The sequence below is a fragment of the Clostridium sp. ETTB3 genome, from assembly GCF_053571985.1.
This window is the reverse complement of the sequence record NZ_CP199832.1, coordinates 245,709-265,600: the sequence shown is the minus strand read 5'-3', so window position 1 is coordinate 265,600 and position 19,892 is coordinate 245,709. Positions and strand designations below refer to the sequence as shown.

Sequence of the window (19,892 nt, the reverse complement as noted above, 5' to 3'; positions counted from 1 at the left end):
ACTTTTCCTCCTGCTATCTTCCTACTTTTCCATAAGCATTATATGTATTAACACTTTTTGATGGCTTTATAACATTAATCATTTTATTTGTAAAAAATAATCTTTGTTTTATTAAAGTATTATTAATGTCTTTTTGCTTTTGTAAATTAGTAAGAAGTTCTTTCATTTCATTATAAACATTAGTAATATGTTCATCATCTGTATTTTTTATAAAATTATTAAATTCTTCTTCACTTGCAATATTTCTTCTTTTTATTTCAATAGTTGCTAGCTTTTTTCCCTCTTCTTCTATATCTTCTGCTATTTTTCCTAATGCAATAACATCTTTATTTAAAACTAAGTTGTATTGTTCATCTAATAATTTCAACAAATTTTGTAATATCTTTTTTTGCTCAAAAATAATTACTTTTAATTCAGAATTCATTTACTACACTCCCGTTTTTAATTTGTAAAACAGTTTCAAGTGACAAGTTATGGTTGAAATTTCTTAGGAAATTTCTTAAATTTATATTTTCAGAAACTCCCTAATGAGTTTTATACTTAACTCCTAACTAATACTTTTATCTAATTTGTAGTTTTTAAAACAGTTTTAAGTGACAAATTATAATTTTTGTATTAAATTCTAAGGAATTTCTTAAATTTATATTTTCAAAAATTCAGCCTAAGCTGATTTTTTTCCTTAACTTGCCACTTGTCACTTACTAAGCTTGCCACTTACTAAGCTTGCCACTACTTTAGTATGGCTTTTGCTAAGCTTCTTGAATCTATATTATATGTTCCACTTTTTATCCTTTGTTTTATTTCATTAATCTTTTCTAAATTTACTTCTTCATTGTCGTTATTTATCTTATTTAAGTATTTGGCATCTTTTGATATTTCTACTTTATCTTTTAGTTGTTTACTTCCCATTTCTATCTTTGTATGTTGTTTTTGTTTATTATACATATTCACCGCATTATTTGCCATTACAGAATTTATCTTCATATTTAATATACCTCCATTCTTTCATGGACTTATTCCTAAGTTTAATTATCGGCTTATCTTTAATTATGTTTAGCTTTTATAAAAAATTTATGAAAATAATTATTTATTTTAAAGTAAAAGGGGATATTTTATATTGTGGTACTTTTATGATATGAATGGACAAGTTATTACTGATATTTATTATTAGTATTTTACGGATGGACAAGTTGTTGCTATTACTGTTATTTCTTATTTGGAACTTTATCGGTAACAAACCCCATTATTAGTTATATTTATTATTTTAAATTTTATTGATAAACAACTATTATTATTGCTGTTAACAAAAAAGGGATGTAGCACTAAAAATTTTATACTCAATATATTGTTTTAAAAAATAAAAATCAACACAATATATTGTAGTATTTATTCTTAATGCGACATCCCCCTTTAAATATGTAAAACTTATTCATGTATTAAATTAAAATCTATTATTCTAACAGATATCTTATCTTCTATCTTTATGCTTTCACCAGAAGCAACATATTTATCATTAACATAAATATCTAAATTTTCATCTATAGTTTTATCTAAGAAAATAATGTCACCTTCTTGTAAGTTCACTATATCCTTTATGTTTTTTTTACATTTTCCTAAAATAACACTAACATCTAACTTTGAATTTAATATAGCAGCCTTACTTTCAAATGGTGTTATTTCTTTTTTATTTAATGTTTCAAATTCTACTTCATATAAATTTTCTTTTGTCATACTTTCACCACTTTTCTACATTATATTTTGTCATAATTTAATATATTGATTATGAAATTTCATAGTATTATTTATAAATATCTATTAATAAACCTTGTATTATGTCAATTGTTGAAGATATATCTAAGTTTTCTTTTTCTTCACTTAATAATTCATTAGTTAAGCTTTCTAATTTTTCATTAATAGTTTCAACTGTAGAATAATATTGATTTTCCCAAAATCCTATATTTTTATTTAATGTATAAGTATAATCTACTACTGCTTTTAAGTAATTTTTAATAGTTGTCTTATAATTTTTAACATCCACATAGCTTTTTGTTAAAATTAATTTATTTCCTTTTTTCTTAATGTCTTTTATATAATTTTCAAGTTCTTCTTTAGTTGCAGATTTATAGGATTTCATGAAGTTTTCTGAAAAACCACTTTTATTAGAAACAACTTTATCTTTAATTCCTATAGTTCTACTTGGTTGTATCCCTCTAATTTCCATTTGCAAAACCTCTATAATAACTCATTACTTTTGGAACATAATTTTGTGTTTCTTTTGGCATTTTATAAATATCAGCCATTGATTTAACTCCTCTATTCATCATTCTTGTAGGCCCACCATTATAAGCCATAAGTGCCATTTCAACATCACCATTGTATCTATCTATGTATTCTTTTATATGTTTTACTCCACCTTCAATATTTTGTTCTATATTAAATGGATCTTCCACACCTAAATCTCTGCAATTTTCAGGCATTAATTGCATAAGCCCCTTTGCCCCTGCTGAAGATACAACATTAGGATCAAAGTTTGATTCTGTTTTTATTATTGCTTTTACTAAATTAGAATCAACTCCATATTTATTAGAATATACTTGAACTGCATTTTCTATTCTTTCATCTACAGTTAAATTTGATACATCTGCTGCTACATAATTTTTATTACTTATATTTCCAGCGTTTAATATTGAATTATTATATGTATTAAATATTCCTTCTAATGAAACTTTTTCACTTTCATTTTTTACTGTTTTATTTTTTTGACTTATTGCATTAAGTAAACTAGTAAACATTATGTTAAATGCACTTGAAGTAGAACTTGAATCTGATGTTGAAGTTAACCCATTAATAGAGCTAAGTCCTAAAATTGATTCTAATCCTGAGTTACATTTACATCCAGAAAGACTGCTTAAATCACTTATTGAGCTTGTATTTGTACTACTTGTTTTGTTAAGATTCTTAAGTTGTAAAATAGTATTTATATTATTTAATCCTTGTATGCTACCTGACATTTAATCACCTCAAAACGTTAATACTTTAATTATACGGATTGTATATGTAAAAGTTAAGACTAATTATAAAAAAATATCTTTCAAACAAAATCATATTTTTACAATTTTGTTTGAAAGATATTAATTAATATTCTCTTGCTTCTTCTTCTTCATCAAGAACTCTAATTGCACCTTGTGCTAATGCTAATAACTCATCCTCTCCTGGATAAACTGTTAAATTGCTAATCCAATTAACATTTTCTTTAATTGCATTAATTACTACTGGTGAATAAGCAATTCCCCCTGTTAATATTATTGTGTCAAGCTTACCTTTAAGAACAACAGACATTTCACCTATAGCTTTTGAAATTTGATAAATAAATGCATCAAAAATTAATTTTGCATGATTATCACCTTCTTCTATAGCCTTTAAAACATCCCTAACATCATTAGTATTAAGGTATGCAACATATCCACCCTTACCTACTATTTTACTATATACTTCTGATTCAGTATATTTTCCACTAAAACATAGTTTAACTAAATCTCCAACTGGAACTGAACCTGCTCTTTCTGGTGAAAATGGTCCATCACCATCTAATGTATTATTTACATCAATAACTTGTCCATTCTTATGAGCAGCAACTGATACCCCTCCACCCATATGAACTACAACAAGATTTAATTCATCATATTTTTTATTATTTTCTTTTGCATATCTCTTTGCTACTGCTTTTTGATTTAATGCATGAAAAATACTTCTTCTTGGAAGTTCAGGCATACCAGAAATTCTAGCTATATCCTGTAACTCATCAACAACAACTGGATCAACTATAAATGATTTTATTCCAACTTCTTTTGCAATTTCATGAGCTAAAATTCCACCTAAGTTAGAAGCATGTTGACCTGACACTCCAACTTTTAAGTCTTCTAATAATTTATCTGTTACTTCATAAGTTCCACCTGGAATTGGTCTAAGCATACCTCCCCTTCCAACAATAGCATCTAATGAATTAACATCTATATTATTTTCTTTTAAAACTTTCATTATAACTTCTTTTCTAAAGCCCTTTTGGTCAAAAATAGTATCATACTTTCCTATTTCTTCTGCTGAATGTCTCAATGTTTCAACTAAAACTTCCTTTTCTCCTGAATACACACCTATTTTAGTAGATGTTGAACCTGGATTTATTATTAATAATTTATATGCCATAATTCTCACTCCCCGCTTATATTTAGTTTGTAGTTAGTAGTTCTTAAATAGTGACAAGTGGCAAGTTGTGAATGAAATTCCCCTAGTTAGTTTTTAGTTTTTAGTGAGTAGTTTTTAGTTATGGATGAAATTTCTTTTGGCATTTCTTAAATTTATATTTTCTAAAATTCAGCATAAACTGAATTTTTTCCTTAACTACTAACTTCTAACTACTAACTATTCTGAACCTAAATTGAATTTTTTCCCTAACTTGTCACTTGAAACTTGTCACTTGAAACACTTGCTACTAACTGCTAACTATTTTTCCTTTCTGAAACTAATGCTGCTAATGCAATTGAATTTACTTTTGTTTCAAAACTATCTGCTCTTGAAGTTAAAATAACTGGAGCTGATGTTCCAACTAATATACCACCATTTTTAGTTTTTGCTGTATAAGTTAAAGATTTATACATAACATTTGCTACATCTATATCATGAAGTAATAATACATCTGCTTTTCCTGCAACTGGACCAGTTACTCCTTTATGATGTGATGCTTCTTCTGATAATGCATTATCTAATGCTAATGGCCCATCAACAATACATCCTTTAATTTGTCCTCTATCACTCATCTTAGATAAAAGTGCTGCATCTATAGTTGCAGGCATATCTGGATTTACAACTTCAACAGCACAAACTGGAGCAACCTTTGGATTTTCTATTCCACAAGCCTTAGCTACCATTACAGAATTATTTATAATTTGTACCTTTTGTTTTAAATCTGGATAAGTATTAAATGCTGCATCTGTTAATAAAATTAATCTATCAATTCCTTCTATTTCAAAAACAGATACATGTGACATTAATTTACCAGTTCTTAATCCAACTTCTTTATTTAATACACTTCTTAAAAATGTAGCCGTATCAACTAATCCCTTCATAACCATATCAGCTTGACCACTTGATACTAATTCAATTGCCTTTAATGCTGCTTTTTTTACATCAGCTTCATGAACTATTTCAAAGCTACTTAAATCCATATCTATTTTTGTAGCAACTGCTTCTATTTTTTCTCTATCCCCAACTAAAATTGCATCAGCAATTCCTCTATCTTTAGCAGCTTTAACTGCTTCTAAAACTGGTTCATCTTGTGCTACTGCTACTGCTAATTTTTTAGTTTTTGCTACTTTTAATTTAGTTAATAAATCATCAAAATTTTTGCTCATTACACACCTCTCATATATATGAATTTATCAATATTCTCTTTAAACAAAATTACAATTTTATTTAATTAATGAAAATTTTACCTATATATTATTTTATCAGAGTTTTTTATTAAAACTTAAATTTTCAGAAAACTTTTAGTTAGTTTTTAAACAGTGACAAGTGGCAAGTTATGGATGATATTCCTTGGGGAATTTCTTAAACTTTATATTTTATAAAATTCAGCGCAAGCTGAATTTTTTCCTTAACTTGTCACTTGAAACTTATCACTTCCCATTTGAAACACTTGTCACTTGAAATTTGTTACTAACTCCTAACTAAATTGTATTTTGTTATAAATAAAAATATCAATTAACGAAAAAAATGACAAACTCATGTTTTTACATAAGTTTGCCAATTGAAAACTTTAAAATCCTTAGTCTTCTTGAAATTATAATTTATCTATTTCATCTTCTGATAAATTGGTTACCTTTGCAATTGTATTAGTATCTAGTCCATTCAACTTCATATTTCTTGCTATTTTTATTTTTTCTTCCTCTCTCCCCTTTTCTATTCCTTTTCTCTCTGCTGCATTTAATTCACTCATTTTATCCCTTAAAGAATTTGCTCTCATATCATATAGCTCCCTTTGAGTACTATCATTACTCATTCGTATAAGTTCATCTTTTGCTTGTCGGATTTCTTCTATGCTTAACTCTAACCCTCTAACTTTTTCACTTTCCGGATCTTTTAAAAATTCTGTCCATGCAACAAGCATATCTTTTTCATCACTTGAATCCTGTAACTTTGGAATTTCTATAAAATGAACTTCCATAATATCTGTTAATTCTTCATTACTTTCAATTTCCTTAAATCTATATCCTGTATGGAAATTATCAGTTTTAAGATATTTAAAATTAAGAATATTAATGCACACTGTTCTTACTAATTTTGAATAATCTTCTTTTTCATTTAACTGCTCTTCATACATTTTACTTAAATAATATAAACTTCTTTTTACCATATTATTTTCATTTTTTAGTTGTATTTCAATATTAATTATTTCATCATTACTTGTTGTTGCTTTTACATCTAATCTTGAATATTTATCTTCAATATATTGCTTTTCTATGTCTGTTTTTTTTATATCAACATTTACTATTTTCTTTTTTGCTTTTAAGGTTGCATTTAAAAATGATATTAATATTTCTGGATGATTTGGTGAACCAAATATATTTTTAAATACAAAATCTACTTTAGGATCTAATAAACCTTTACTCATAACTTTCTCCCATCAATATAATTATTATCTATTTTAATTATATCCCACATTAAATATGTTATAAATAAAAATATCAATTAACGAAAAAAGTGACAAACTCATGTTTTTACATAAGTTTGCCACTTAAAAAATTTAAAATCCATAGCACTCTTAAAACTATAATTTATCTATTTCATCTTCTGATAAATTAGTTATCTTTGCAATTGTATTAGTATCTAGTCCACTTAACTTCATATTTCTCGCTATTTCTATTTTTTCTTCTTTTCTACCTTCTTCTATTCCTTCTTTTCTACCTTCCTCTCTTCCCTTTTCTATTCCTTTTCTCTCTGCTGCATTTAATTCACTCATTTTATCCCTTAAAGAATTTGCTCTCATATCATATAGCTCCCTTTGAGTACTATCATTACTCATTCGTATAAGTTCATCTTTTGCTTGTCGGATTTCTTCTATGCTTAACTCTAACCCTCTAACTTTTTCACTTTCCGGATCTTTTAAAAATTCTGTCCATGCAACAAGCATATCTTTTTCATCACTTGAATCCTGTAACTTTGGAATTTCTATAAAATGAACTTCCATAATATCTGTTAATTCTTCATTACTTTCAATTTCCTTAAATCTATATCCTGTATGGAAATTATCAGTTTTAAGATATTTAAAATTAAGAATATTAATGCACACTGTTCTTACTAATTTTGAATAATCTTCTTTTTCATTTAACTGCTCTTCATACATTTTACTTAAATAATATAAACTTCTTTTTACCATATTATTTTCATTTTTTAGCTGTATTTCAATATTAATTATTTCATCATTACTTGTTGTTGCTTTTACATCTAATCTTGAATATTTATCTTCAATATATTGCTTTTCTATGTCTGTTTTTTTTATATCAACATTTACTATTTTCTTTTTTGCTTTTAAGGTTGCATTTAAAAATGATATTAATATTTCTGGATGATTTGGTGAACCAAATATATTTTTAAATACAAAATCTACTTTAGGATCTAATAAACCTTTACTCATAACTTTCTCCCATCAATATAATTATTATCTATTTTAATTATATCCCACATTAAATATGTTATAAATAAAAATATCAATTAACGAAAAAAGTGACAAACTCATGTTTTTACATAAGTTTGCCACTTAAAAAATTTAAAATCCATAGCACTCTTAAAACTATAATTTATCTATTTCATCTTCTGATAAATTAGTTATCTTTGCAATTGTATTAGTATCTAGTCCACTTAACTTCATATTTCTCGCTATTTCTATTTTTTCTTCTTTTCTACCTTCTTCTATTCCTTCTTTTCTACCTTCCTCTCTTCCCTTTTCTATTCCTTTTCTCTCTGCTGCATTTAATTCACTCATTTTATCCCTTAAAGAATTTGCTCTCATATCATATAGCTCCCTTTGAGTACTATCATTACTCATTCGTATAAGTTCATCTTTTGCTTGTCGGATTTCTTCTATGCTTAACTCTAACCCTCTAACTTTTTCACTTTCCGGATCTTTTAAAAATTCTGTCCATGCAACAAGCATATCTTTTTCATCACTTGAATCCTGTAACTTTGGAATTTCTATAAAATGAACTTCCATAATATCTGTTAATTCTTCATTACTTTCAATTTCCTTAAATCTATATCCTGTATGGAAATTATCAGTTTTAAGATATTTAAAATTAAGAATATTAATGCACACTGTTCTTACTAATTTTGAATAATCTTCTTTTTCATTTAACTGCTCTTCATACATTTTACTTAAATAATATAAACTTCTTTTTACCATATTATTTTCATTTTTTAGCTGTATTTCAATATTAATTATTTCATCATTACTTGTTGTTGCTTTTACATCTAATCTTGAATATTTATCTTCAATATATTGCTTTTCTATGTCTGTTTTTTTTATATCAACATTTACTATTTTCTTTTTTGCTTTTAAGGTTGCATTTAAAAATGATATTAATATTTCTGGATGATTTGGTGAACCAAATATATTTTTAAATACAAAATCTACTTTAGGATCTAATAAACCTTTACTCATAACTTTCTCCCATCAATATAATTATTATCTATTTTAATTATATCCCACATTAAATATGTTATAAATAAAAATATCAATTAACGAAAAAAGTGACAAACTCATGTTTTTACATAAGTTTGCCACTTAAAAAATTTAAAATCCATAGCACTCTTAAAACTATAATTTATCTATTTCATCTTCTGATAAATTAGTTATCTTTGCAATTGTATTAGTATCTAGTCCACTTAACTTCATATTCCTTGCTATTTTTATTTTTTCTTCTTTTCTACCTTCTTCTCTACCTTCCTCTCTTCCCTTTTCTATTCCTTTTCTCTCTGCTGCATTTAATTCACTCATTTTATCCCTTAAAGAATTTGCTCTCATATCATATAACTCCCTTTGAGTACTATCATTACTCATTCGTATAAGTTCATCTTTTGCTTGTCGGATTTCTTCTATGCTTAACTCTAACCCTCTAACTTTTTCACTTTCCGGATCTTTTAAAAATTCTGTCCATGCAACAAGCATATCTTTTTCATCACTTGAATCCTGTAACTTTGGAATTTCTATAAAATGAACTTCCATAATATCTGTTAATTCTTCATTACTTTCAATTTCCTTAAATCTATATCCTGTATGGAAATTATCAGTTTTAAGATATTTAAAATTAAGAATATTAATGCACACTGTTCTTACTAATTTTGAATAATCTTCTTTTTCATTTAACTGCTCTTCATACATTTTACTTAAATAATATAAACTTCTTTTTACCATATTATTTTCATTTTTTAGCTGTATTTCAATATTAATTATTTCATCATTACTTGTTGTTGCTTTTACATCTAATCTTGAATATTTATCTTCAATATACTGCTTTTCTATGTCTGTTTTTTTTATATCAACATTTACTATTTTCTTTTTTGCTTTTAAGGTTGCATTTAAAAATGATATTAATATTTCTGGATGATTTGGTGAACCAAATATATTTTTAAATACAAAATCTACTTTAGGATCTAATAAACCTTTACTCATAACTTTCTCCCATCAATATAATTATTATCTATTTTAATTATATCCCACATTAAATATGTTATAAATAAAAATATCAATTAACGAAAAAAGTGACAAACTCATGTTTTTACATAAGTTTGCCACTTAAAAAATTTAAAATCCATAGCACTCTTAAAACTATAATTTATCTATTTCATCTTCTGATAAATTAGTTATCTTTGCAATTGTATTAGTATCTAGTCCACTTAACTTCATATTTCTTGCTATTTCTATTTTTTCTTCTTTTCTACCTTCTTCTATTCCTTCTTTTCTACCTTCTTCTCTACCTTCCTCTCTTCCCTTTTCTATTCCTTTTCTCTCTGCTGCATTTAATTCACTCATTTTATCCCTTAAAGAATTTGCTCTCATATCATATAGCTCCCTTTGAGTACTATCATTACTCATTCGTATAAGTTCATCTTTTGCTTGTCGGATTTCTTCTATGCTTAACTCTAACCCTCTAACTTTTTCACTTTCCGGATCTTTTAAAAATTCTGTCCATGCAACAAGCATATCTTTTTCATCACTTGAATCCTGTAACTTTGGAATTTCTATAAAATGAACTTCCATAATATCTGTTAATTCTTCATTACTTTCAATTTCCTTAAATCTATATCCTGTATGGAAATTATCAGTTTTAAGATATTTAAAATTAAGAATATTAATGCACACTGTTCTTACTAATTTTGAATAATCTTCTTTTTCATTTAACTGCTCTTCATACATTTTACTTAAATAATATAAACTTCTTTTTACCATATTATTTTCATTTTTTAGCTGTATTTCAATATTAATTATTTCATCATTACTTGTTGTTGCTTTTACATCTAATCTTGAATATTTATCTTCAATATATTGCTTTTCTATGTCTGTTTTTTTTATATCAACATTTACTATTTTCTTTTTTGCTTTTAATGTTGCATTTAAAAATGATATTAATATTTCTGGATGATTTGGTGAACCAAATATATTTTTAAATACAAAATCTACTTTAGGATCTAATAAACCTTTACTCATAACTTTCTCCCATCAATATAATTATTATCTATTTTAATTATATCCCACATTAAATATGTTATAAATAAAAATATCAATTAACGAAAAAAGTGACAAACTCATGCTTTTACATAAGTTTGCCACTTTCCCCTTGTCACTCCTAACTGTAGTAGTATTTTTCTATAATTCTTTCTGCAACTTTTATTCCATCTACTGCTGCTGATACTATTCCGCCAGCAAATCCTGCTCCTTCTCCACATGGATATAATCCACTTAATGAAATACTTTCTAATCTTTCATTTCTAGTAATTTTAACTGGAGCTGAAGTTCTTGTTTCAATACCTGTTAAAATAGCATCTTCTCTTCCATACCCTTTAATTTTTCTATCAAAGTTACCAACACCTTCTTTAATTGCATCAACAACATACGAAGGTAAACATTGTCTCATATCTGCAAATTCAAAACCTGGTTCATAACTTGGAGTAACTCCACCTAATTTAGTTGACTTTCTATCATTTATAAAATCTCCTAATAATTGAACTGGTGCCTTATAGCCACCACCACCAACTTTATATGCTAACCCTTCATAATATCTTTGGAATTCCATTCCTCTTAAAACTGAATTTCCTTCAAAGTCATCTGGAGCAACAGTTACAACTAATGCGGAATTTGAATTTTCTTTATCTCTAGCATGATAACTCATCCCATTAGAAACTAATCTATTTTCTTCAGATGCTGCAGCTACTACTACCCCGCCTGGACACATGCAAAATGAATATATACCTCTTCCTAAACTCTTGCTTTGATAAGTTAAGTTATAACTTGCAGCTTGTAATCTTGGATGACTTGTCATCTTTCCATATTGACCTACATTGATCATTTCTTGTGGATGTTCAATTCTTACACCTATTGCAAATGCTTTTGGTTCCATAAATATTCCTATATCATTTAACATTTCATAAGTATCTCTTGAACTATGTCCTAAAGCTAAAACAAGTGCATCACAAGGTATTTCTTCTCCATTTACAATTATGCTTCTTATTTTTCCATCTTTACTTTTTATGTATTCTAATTTTGAAGAAAATCTTACTTCTCCTCCTAGTGCAATTATTTGCTTTCTTATATTTTTAACTACATCTTTTAATATATCTGTACCTACATGTGGCTTTGCTTCATACTTTATTTCTTTTGGCGCTCCAGCCTTAACAAGTTCTTCTAAAACATAATCACATTTTTTATCTTTAATTCTAGTTGTAAGTTTTCCATCTGAAAAGGAACCTGCTCCTCCTTCACCAAATTGTACATTTGATTCTAAATTAAGAATTCCTGTTTTCCAAAACTTATCCACAGTTTCAGTTCTTTTATCAACATCTTCTCCACGTTCTATCACCAATGGTTTATAACCTTTTTGTGCTAACATTAATGCTGAAAATAAACCAGCTGGCCCAAGCCCAACTACTACTGGTCTATTATTAAGTTTTTCATTTCCTGGTTCTACATCTGGTTCATATTTATATGTATCAATTCTTACATCATTATCATGAAGTCTATTAACTAATTTTTCTTCATCTTTATAATTAATTTCAATTGCATATGTAAATTTAATATTATCTTTTTTTCTAGCATCTATGCTTTCTCTAACTATTTTTAAATCTTTAATTTCATTTTCTGAAATTCTTAATTTTTTACTTGCTTTTTTCTTTAATATACTTATGTCTTCATCTAATCCAAGACTTAAATTATTTATTCTTATTGTCATGTTTTCACCTCATATTTACTATTAAGGTCAATCTAATTAATAGATTGACCTTACCTGTAATTTATTCTTTTGCTTGTTCTTTTCCATCAGCATTATTTTCTTTATCTGTTTCTATGCTACCATTATTATTATCTTCTGAATTTTTTGTTACTGTTAATTTTACTTCACTAACATTATTTATAGTAATATTATCAGCATTAACTATTGTAACCTCTGGTGCTTTATTATATTCCCCTGCTTCAGTATATTGTGATACATCTAATTGTGCATTAAAGTTTTCTTCTGTAATACTATCTAAAACATCAGAATTAGCTGAAACTGTTATTGTAACTTTATTTGAATCTGGAGTAATAGTTAGTCCATCTGCTGCTCCTACAATAGAATAAGCAATTGTAAAATCTTTTGTTTTGGCTTTATCTATTGATATATTAACATTTATTGAACTTTTTCCATTATAAATTGATATTTTATCTGGTATTCCTAAAGCTACTTCAATATTTGTAGAATCTTTTATTTCTGATAAATTAATTTCTTCTGTTCCAATTTCAGATATATTTCTTAATACATCTTCTGGTCCTGTTATTCCAACTTCTGTGATATCTCCAGATATTGATTTTAATGTTAATCCATCTTTTAATGTTCCTGTTGTATTTATTTTTATAGGCACTACTTTTCCTTCATTGATTTCAATAGTTCCTTCTACCCATTTTTCTGATAATTTTACACCTATAACTTCATTATCATTTTCATCTACTGGTGATATTATAAAATCTTTAACAATAGTTTTTGATGCATTACTTTCTTCACCTTGTGCTACTACTTTAGTTACTTTCTTAACTAATGATTTAGGTCCTGAAACTACTACTGTTTTGGGACTAAATACTGGTGTTGCAACATAATAACTTGATTTTGAAGTTATATTTATCTCTGATTTTACAGGCACTTCATTTGTTGCATATTCTTCTGTATTAACACTTATTGTTAAGCCATTGCTATTTTTAATTGTTATTGAACTTGGCGATTCTTTAATATTTACTGCAACTTTGTTTTCACCTTTTTTAAGCACATATTCACTTAAATCCACTATTATTTTAAAGCTATCTTTATCAACATTAAATAAATCTTGAGTATTACCTTCTATTTTTAAGTTTACATAAAAATTTTGATTTGGAACTAAAGCTAATCCTGAATCTTGTAAGCTATTTGAATTTAATATTTCTACTGGTACATTTTTTAATTCATAAGATTTAATAGGATTTTTAATATTTGTAACATAAATCCACAAACATAATGATAATAAAATACATACTAATTGAACTATGACTTTTTGTTTATTTTTCCAACTATCCATGTTTTCACCTTCTTACCAGCAGTTTTAACATTTTTTTCTTCTCTATGATCCATTATCTTTAGTAAGATACTTCTTAATCTATCTTTATCATAATTTCTAGTTAAACGGCCATTTATAGCCAAAGAAATTATTCCTGTTTCTTCAGATACTATAATTACTAAAGCATCAGATATTTCTGATAATCCTATACCTGCCCTATGTCTGGTTCCTAACTTTTTATTTATTTCTTTGTTGTTAGTTAAAGGTAAAACACATCCTGCTGCTAATATCTTATCTTTTCCTATTATTGTTGCTCCATCATGAAGTGGAGTATTAACTACAAATATATTTTCTAATAAGTTTGAAGTTATTTTTGCTTCAATAATAGTACCAGAGGAAATGATTTCCCCTAATCCTGTTCCTTGTTCAATTGCTATTAATGCTCCTGTTTTGCTATCAGCTAAATTTGATACAGCATTAACTATTTCATTTACATATATATTTCTTTGTTCTTTATCTACAAATCCATGTTTATCTTCAAAAGCACTTCTTCCCAAATGCTCTAATGCTCTTCTTATTTCAGGCTGAAATATTATTACAACAGATATTATCCCAATTGTTAATGTTTTGCTTAATATAAAATATAGCATACTTAAATTTAAAATTGCACTAATTGGAATTAATATGATAATAAATGCTATTCCTTTTAATAGTTGTTCAGCTCTTGTTTCTTTTATTAACATATATCCTTTATAAAATATAAATGCCACTACTAAAATATCTATAATAGCAGTAAATGACATACTCTTTAGTGAATTCATTACCATCGTAATAAAATTTTGCATTTAATTCACCACCATAAATTTATTAATTAAATTATACACCATTATAATAATTGTTAAAATATTATAATTTTATTTTTGTTATCTCATTTTAGTATAATTTTCATTTTTCTTAATATAAATTATATAAATTATATAAATTAATTCTTTATAATATTTAAACATATTTATACTTAAGGGATGTGAATTTCTTTGGAAAATATAAAAAAATTTTTATCAGATAATAAAATGTTTTTAATTACTTTAAGCATAAGTGTTATAGTAACTTCTTCTATGATGATATTATTATATAAAAATAATCACTCTATTGAAACTTTAAATAATAATTTATCTATTACTGATAACTTTGTAAATGAACTTGAACCTTATGCTACTAAACTAACATCCATTAATTCTTCATTAAAGAAATGCATTAAGGGTACAACAATTGATACTAAATCAACATTAAATATATTAAATGATAGCTTAAAAAATTTAAGTTCATTAAAAGAAAAGGTTTCTGCTACAGTAATAAATAATAATAAAAATCCTGATATAATTCCAAAGTTTATAAGTTCTATAGAAGCTACAGAAAATCTTTATAAGTATTGCATTGAATCCTTGTCTTATTCTAATGATTTAAGTAGTTCTGAAATAACATCTCAAATATTATTGCTTAAGGATAATTGTAATTCTAGTTATGAAGCATTATACCCTTATGGATTATCTGTGGAATTTCCAAGTGAAAGTGAAGAATTTCTTGATGATTTAATAGGATATTTAAATGCTATTGATAAATTAAATAAAGAAGATATCATTAAAACTAATCAATATAATTCTTATATTGAAAAGTTGACTAAATGCACTAATAGCTTTTCTGATTTATTGGAAGACTTAGAACCTGCAATTAAATTAATAAGAAAAGATAATCGCTCATTTGATGTTATTCTTGATGACATTAGAAAAAATGAAGATGAGTTAAGTAATATAAAGAGAGATTTTAATTATTCATCTATTCCAGAAGGATGTATATCTTATTATAATTCTATGAATAATATATTTTCTTTATATTCAACTTATTTAAATTCTCTTAAAATTGCAGTTATTTATGAAAAATCCTCTTCATCTTATGAAAAAAATAAAACTAATATTGATAAGTATTATGAAAATGCTTTTTCTAAATATGAAGATGTAAAAACTTCTTTTAAATCATTATTAAGTTCTTTTTAATAAAATTTTGTATTATTTTTAATTTTATGGGCAAAATAAATCTCGATTTGGTTATTCCAAAAGGAGGTTTATAATGAAATTTGGAAAATTTTTATTTTGTATTATACTAATATTATCCCTTTCAGCACTTGACTTAAACTTATTAAATAATTTTAATGTAAATGCAAGTACAAGATTTGAAAACACTTTATTAAATTTAGAAAATAACACAAATAACTATATAAATTTATCTGATGAAGATTATGTTCAAGTTTTTAAGGAAAATAATCAACTGCTTTATTTAACAAAATCAGATATTTATTTAATGTCTCAAGTAGTATATGCTGAAAGTAAGGGTGAACCCTATGAGGGTAAAGTTGCTGTTGCATCTGTAATATTAAACAGAGCTCTTAATACTGGATTTCCTAACACAATTCAAGGTGTTGTATTCCAACCTCGAGCATTTTCTTGTGTTGTTGATGGAGAAATCAATGTTGAACCAACTCAAGAATGTTTTGATGCTGTTTATGATGCATTAAGTGGAAATGATCCTACAGGAGATGCTGTTTTTTTCTATAATCCAGATATAGCTACTTGCTCTTGGATGAAAAATGTAGAAAAACACAATGTAATTTCAATAGGACAACATTTATTCTTCACACTTTAGATAATTTGTAGTTTTTAGTGAATAGCTTTTAGTTACGGATGAAACTCCTCAGGGAGTTTCTTAAATTTTATACTTTCAAAAATTCAGCCTAAGCCGAATTCTTTCCTTAATTTGTCACTTGCCACTTATCACTTGTCACTTATTGCTTAGGTATCTGTAAAATTTTATTAATACAAAAAGAGAATTGCAAATAAAATGCAATTCTCTTTTATATTATTCTTGTTCTAATATTATCTTCTTAGCACCTAAGATTGAAGTAGCACTCATTGAGAACTCATCTAATCCGTATTGTACTAATGTTGGAATAGCAGCTTCATCTCCTGCCATTTCTCCACACATTCCAACCCACTTACCATGTTTGTGAGCACCATCTATAGTCATCTTTATTAATCTTAATACAGCTGGGTGCATTGGGTTGTAAAGGTATGATACCTTTTCACTCATTCTGTCAGCAGCTAATGTATATTGGATTAAGTCATTAGTTCCAATTGAGAAGAAATCAACATATTTAGCTAATTCATCAGCCATAACTGCTGCAGCTGGAATTTCAACCATGATACCCCATTGGATAGTTTCAGAAGTTTTAACTCCTTCAGCATGTAATTCTGCTCTACATTCTTCAACGAATTCTTTAGCAGCTTGGAATTCTTCTAAACCAGAAATCATTGGGAACATAACGCAAAGTTTTCCGTATACAGAAGCTCTTAATAAAGCTCTGATTTGAACTTTGAATATGTCTTTTCTATCTAAGCATAATCTAATAGCTCTGTATCCTAAGAATGGATTCATTTCTTCTGGTAATGGTAAGTAAGGTAATACCTTATCTCCACCGATATCTAATGTTCTTATAACAACTTGCTTACCGTTAGCTTTTTCTAAAACAGTCTTGTAAGCTGTGAATTGTTCTTCTTCAGTTGGAGCTTGCTCTCTATCCATGTATAAGAATTCAGTTCTGAATAATCCTACACCATCTCCACCATTAGCTAAAACTTGATCTATATCTTCTGGCTTACCGATATTACCGCAAACTTCAACTCTCTTACCAGATTTAGTTACAGTTTTAACTTCGATAAGTTTCTTTAATTCTTCTTGTTCTGCTGCAAAAGCTTCTTTCTTAGCTTTATATTCTGCAACAATTTCTTCAGATGGGTTGATTATAGCAACACCTTCTATACCATCAACTATTACTAAATCACCATTTTTAACGCTTGTAGTTATATCTCCTAAACCAACAACAGCAGGAATTTCTAATGTTCTAGCCATAATAGCTGAGTGAGAAGTTCTTCCCCCTATGTTTGTTAAGAAACCACAAACTTTTGATCTATCTAATTGAGCTGTATCTGATGGAGTTAAATCATGAGCTACAACAACTGTATTTTCTTCAGTTATAGCAAATGCACTTCCACCTTTTCCTGCTAAGTTAGAGATGATTCTCTTAGAAACGTCTTTAATATCAGCAGCTCTTTCTCTCATATATGCATCATCCATTGACTCAAAAATCATAACAAATGTATCTGTTACATTTTGAACAGCTTTCATAGCATTTAAACTATCATTTTCTATTGTCATTTCCATTTGTCCTGTAAATTCAGGGTCGTCTAATAATGTTAAGTGTGCTTCGAAAACAGCAGCTTCATGTTCACCTATTTCTGCAAGTGTTTTTTCTTTAATTGCTGTTAATTGTTGCTTTGATGCTTCTAAAGCAACTCTTAAATTTTCTTTTTCTGCAGCTACGTCTTCAATTTTAGCATCTGTAATAACTATTTCTTCGTGTTCTTGAATAAACGCTTTACCTATAGCATAACCTTTTGATGCAGCGATACCTTTTTTCATAAAAATTCCTCCTACACTTAAGTATAAAATTAGTAATACTCTTTTAATCCTTATATCTTAAGTTACTATAATTTTAGTTACCCAAAATATATGCTTAACCTTTTTGAAATAAATTTATTTTGATTTTAAATTTATTTTTTTAAACTTAATACGACATGAGTATTATAACATATTTTAAATAACGTTATCATTAAATTTTTTTAAATTTTATATTTTTCCAAATTCAACTAAGCGTAATTTTTAGTTTTTAGTTTGTAGTGAGTAGCTTGTAGTTATGTATGATAAATTAAATCAGTAATAAGTGACAAGTTTAATCTGAAACTCCTTTAGGAGTTTCCAATAATACATTTTTAAAATTCAGCCTAAGCTGAATTTTTCCCTTAACTTGCCACTTACCACTTGTCACTACTAACTACTAACTACTTATAAGTCGTCTATTAACACGCTTGCTTTTGCATATGCTGTTGATTTTGCTTCAAAAAAGTCTGTTTTTACAGAATTAGCATTTGATAATGAATCAACCCATGGAGCTGGATTTTTGTCATATCCATCAAATAATGGTTCTAATCCAATTTCTTTTAATCTCTTATTTCCTAAATATTTAATATATGAATCAATTAAATTTTTATTAATACCTTGTATATTTTCCCCTATAACATAATTACCCCAATTTATTTCATGTTCTACTCCCGTTTTCATCATTAATCTTAATTCTTCAATAAATTCTTTATTAAATATTTCAATTTCTTCTTTTTGAAGTTCTCTAATTAAGCTTCTAAATAACCATAAATGTGTATTTTCATCTCTATTTATGTAACGTATTTCTTGTGCTGACCCTGGCATTTTCCCATTTCTTTCAAGATTATAGAAGAACATAAATCCAGAATAAAAATAAATTCCTTCTAATATAAAATTAGCCATTATAGTTTTTATAAGATTTTCTTTTGTTGGATTTTCTAAAAATTTATTATATTGTTCCCCAATAAATTTATTTCTTTCTAAAAGAACTTTATCATCTTTCCATTGATAAAGAATTTCATTTCTTTTTTCTGGAGAACATATTGTATCAAGCATATAACTATAGCTTTGTGAATGTACTGCCTCTTGGAAAGCTTGAATAGTAAGGCATAAATTAATTTCACTAGCAGTTATATAGTTATTAATATTACTTAAATTAGCAGTTTGGATTGAATCTAAAAATATTAAAAAAGATAAAATTTTATCATATGCAACTCTTTCGTTTTCATCTAAATTTCCATAATCCTTTAAATCTTGAGAAAGATTTATTTCTTCTGGAATCCAGAAATTATTCATTGCTTGCCTATACCAATCTGATGCCCACTTATATTTCATGTTGTTAAAATCATTTAAGTTAGTTGTATTTCCATTTATCAATTTTTTCTTACTAACTTCTATATCACCTAGCTCATTAAACAATGGCTTTTTTTTAATTTCCATATCTAAACTCTCCTAACTTCTAATGTGAACTACTCTCCACTTATGTAAGTGGGAGCTTCTTGATCAATATTCCTATT

Annotated in this window: 19 protein-coding genes; 2 read left to right on the top strand and 17 right to left on the bottom strand. The window is 26.7% G+C overall.

The features are described 5' to 3' along the window. Positions 1-13: 13 nt before the first annotated feature. The 15 genes from ACUN06_RS01355 to cdaA all read right to left on the bottom strand — a co-directional run bounded on the left by ACUN06_RS01355 (position 14) and on the right by cdaA (position 14,672). The gene (locus ACUN06_RS01355) at positions 14-424 is read right to left on the bottom strand and encodes a flagellar protein FlgN (RefSeq protein WP_291734103.1); all 411 of its coding nucleotides are present in this window, start codon (positions 422-424) and stop codon (positions 14-16) included. A 305-nt stretch (positions 425-729) separates the two neighbouring features. Further along, positions 730-984, bottom strand: coding sequence for a flagellar biosynthesis anti-sigma factor FlgM (flgM, locus tag ACUN06_RS01350; protein WP_294162724.1), 255 nt, complete (start codon positions 982-984; stop codon positions 730-732). A gap of 441 nt (positions 985-1,425) precedes the next feature. Then, positions 1,426-1,731 (bottom strand): FliM/FliN family flagellar motor switch protein, encoded by a 306-nt coding sequence (locus ACUN06_RS01345; protein WP_291734101.1) that lies wholly within the window; start codon positions 1,729-1,731, stop codon positions 1,426-1,428. 67 nt (positions 1,732-1,798) lie between these two features. Further along, positions 1,799-2,221, bottom strand: coding sequence for a YaaR family protein (locus ACUN06_RS01340; RefSeq protein ID WP_291734099.1), 423 nt, complete (start codon positions 2,219-2,221; stop codon positions 1,799-1,801). Further along, positions 2,211-3,011, bottom strand: coding sequence for a lytic transglycosylase domain-containing protein (locus ACUN06_RS01335; RefSeq protein WP_449389980.1), 801 nt, complete (start codon positions 3,009-3,011; stop codon positions 2,211-2,213). The genes ACUN06_RS01340 and ACUN06_RS01335 overlap by 11 nt, the downstream gene beginning before the upstream one ends. A gap of 124 nt (positions 3,012-3,135) precedes the next feature. Next, positions 3,136-4,203: a butyrate kinase gene (gene buk, locus ACUN06_RS01330; RefSeq protein ID WP_449389979.1), complete on the bottom strand. Its 1,068-nt coding sequence runs from the start codon at positions 4,201-4,203 to the stop codon at positions 3,136-3,138. Between the two features lie 293 nt (positions 4,204-4,496). Beyond that, positions 4,497-5,408 carry a phosphate butyryltransferase gene (ptb, locus tag ACUN06_RS01325; protein ID WP_294399355.1) on the bottom strand — a complete coding sequence of 304 codons (912 nt, stop codon included), beginning with the start codon at positions 5,406-5,408 and terminating at the stop codon, positions 4,497-4,499. Between the two features lie 428 nt (positions 5,409-5,836). Next, positions 5,837-6,667, bottom strand: a complete 831-nt coding sequence (locus ACUN06_RS01320) for an Rpn family recombination-promoting nuclease/putative transposase (protein ID WP_294125602.1) — start codon at positions 6,665-6,667, stop codon at positions 5,837-5,839. A gap of 156 nt (positions 6,668-6,823) precedes the next feature. Continuing rightward, on the bottom strand, positions 6,824-7,690 hold the full coding sequence (locus ACUN06_RS01315) for an Rpn family recombination-promoting nuclease/putative transposase (RefSeq protein WP_449389978.1): 867 nt from the start codon (positions 7,688-7,690) through the stop codon (positions 6,824-6,826). 156 nt (positions 7,691-7,846) lie between these two features. After that, positions 7,847-8,713: an Rpn family recombination-promoting nuclease/putative transposase gene (locus ACUN06_RS01310; RefSeq protein WP_449389978.1), complete on the bottom strand. Its 867-nt coding sequence runs from the start codon at positions 8,711-8,713 to the stop codon at positions 7,847-7,849. A 156-nt stretch (positions 8,714-8,869) separates the two neighbouring features. Continuing rightward, positions 8,870-9,724, bottom strand: coding sequence for an Rpn family recombination-promoting nuclease/putative transposase (locus ACUN06_RS01305; protein ID WP_301953902.1), 855 nt, complete (start codon positions 9,722-9,724; stop codon positions 8,870-8,872). Positions 9,725-9,880: 156 nt separating this feature from the next. Next, complete coding sequence (locus ACUN06_RS01300) at positions 9,881-10,759, bottom strand: Rpn family recombination-promoting nuclease/putative transposase (RefSeq protein WP_177160154.1); 879 nt, start codon at positions 10,757-10,759, stop codon at positions 9,881-9,883. 139 nt (positions 10,760-10,898) lie between these two features. Then, on the bottom strand, positions 10,899-12,497 hold the full coding sequence (locus tag ACUN06_RS01295) for an NAD(P)/FAD-dependent oxidoreductase (RefSeq protein ID WP_294126483.1): 1,599 nt from the start codon (positions 12,495-12,497) through the stop codon (positions 10,899-10,901). A 61-nt stretch (positions 12,498-12,558) separates the two neighbouring features. After that, positions 12,559-13,848, bottom strand: a complete 1,290-nt coding sequence (locus tag ACUN06_RS01290; RefSeq protein WP_449389977.1) for a CdaR family protein — start codon at positions 13,846-13,848, stop codon at positions 12,559-12,561. Beyond that, complete coding sequence (gene cdaA, locus ACUN06_RS01285; protein ID WP_291734981.1) at positions 13,815-14,672, bottom strand: diadenylate cyclase CdaA; 858 nt, start codon at positions 14,670-14,672, stop codon at positions 13,815-13,817. The genes ACUN06_RS01290 and cdaA overlap by 34 nt, the downstream gene beginning before the upstream one ends. Positions 14,673-14,861: 189 nt before the next feature. Here cdaA and ACUN06_RS01280 point away from each other — a divergent pair, with 189 nt between their 5' ends. Both ACUN06_RS01280 and ACUN06_RS01275 read left to right on the top strand, forming a co-directional pair. Continuing rightward, positions 14,862-15,878, top strand: coding sequence for a hypothetical protein (locus ACUN06_RS01280; protein WP_449389976.1), 1,017 nt, complete (start codon positions 14,862-14,864; stop codon positions 15,876-15,878). A 73-nt stretch (positions 15,879-15,951) separates the two neighbouring features. Continuing rightward, on the top strand, positions 15,952-16,524 hold the full coding sequence (locus tag ACUN06_RS01275; RefSeq protein WP_291734987.1) for a cell wall hydrolase: 573 nt from the start codon (positions 15,952-15,954) through the stop codon (positions 16,522-16,524). 213 nt (positions 16,525-16,737) lie between these two features. Here ACUN06_RS01275 and ptsP read toward each other — a convergent pair whose 3' ends face one another. Continuing rightward, positions 16,738-18,357 (bottom strand): phosphoenolpyruvate--protein phosphotransferase, encoded by a 1,620-nt coding sequence (ptsP, locus tag ACUN06_RS01270; protein ID WP_449389975.1) that lies wholly within the window; start codon positions 18,355-18,357, stop codon positions 16,738-16,740. Positions 18,358-18,780: 423 nt separating this feature from the next. Beyond that, positions 18,781-19,815, bottom strand: a complete 1,035-nt coding sequence (locus ACUN06_RS01265; RefSeq protein ID WP_291734993.1) for a ribonucleotide-diphosphate reductase subunit beta — start codon at positions 19,813-19,815, stop codon at positions 18,781-18,783. Between the last annotated feature and the right edge of the window lie 77 nt (positions 19,816-19,892).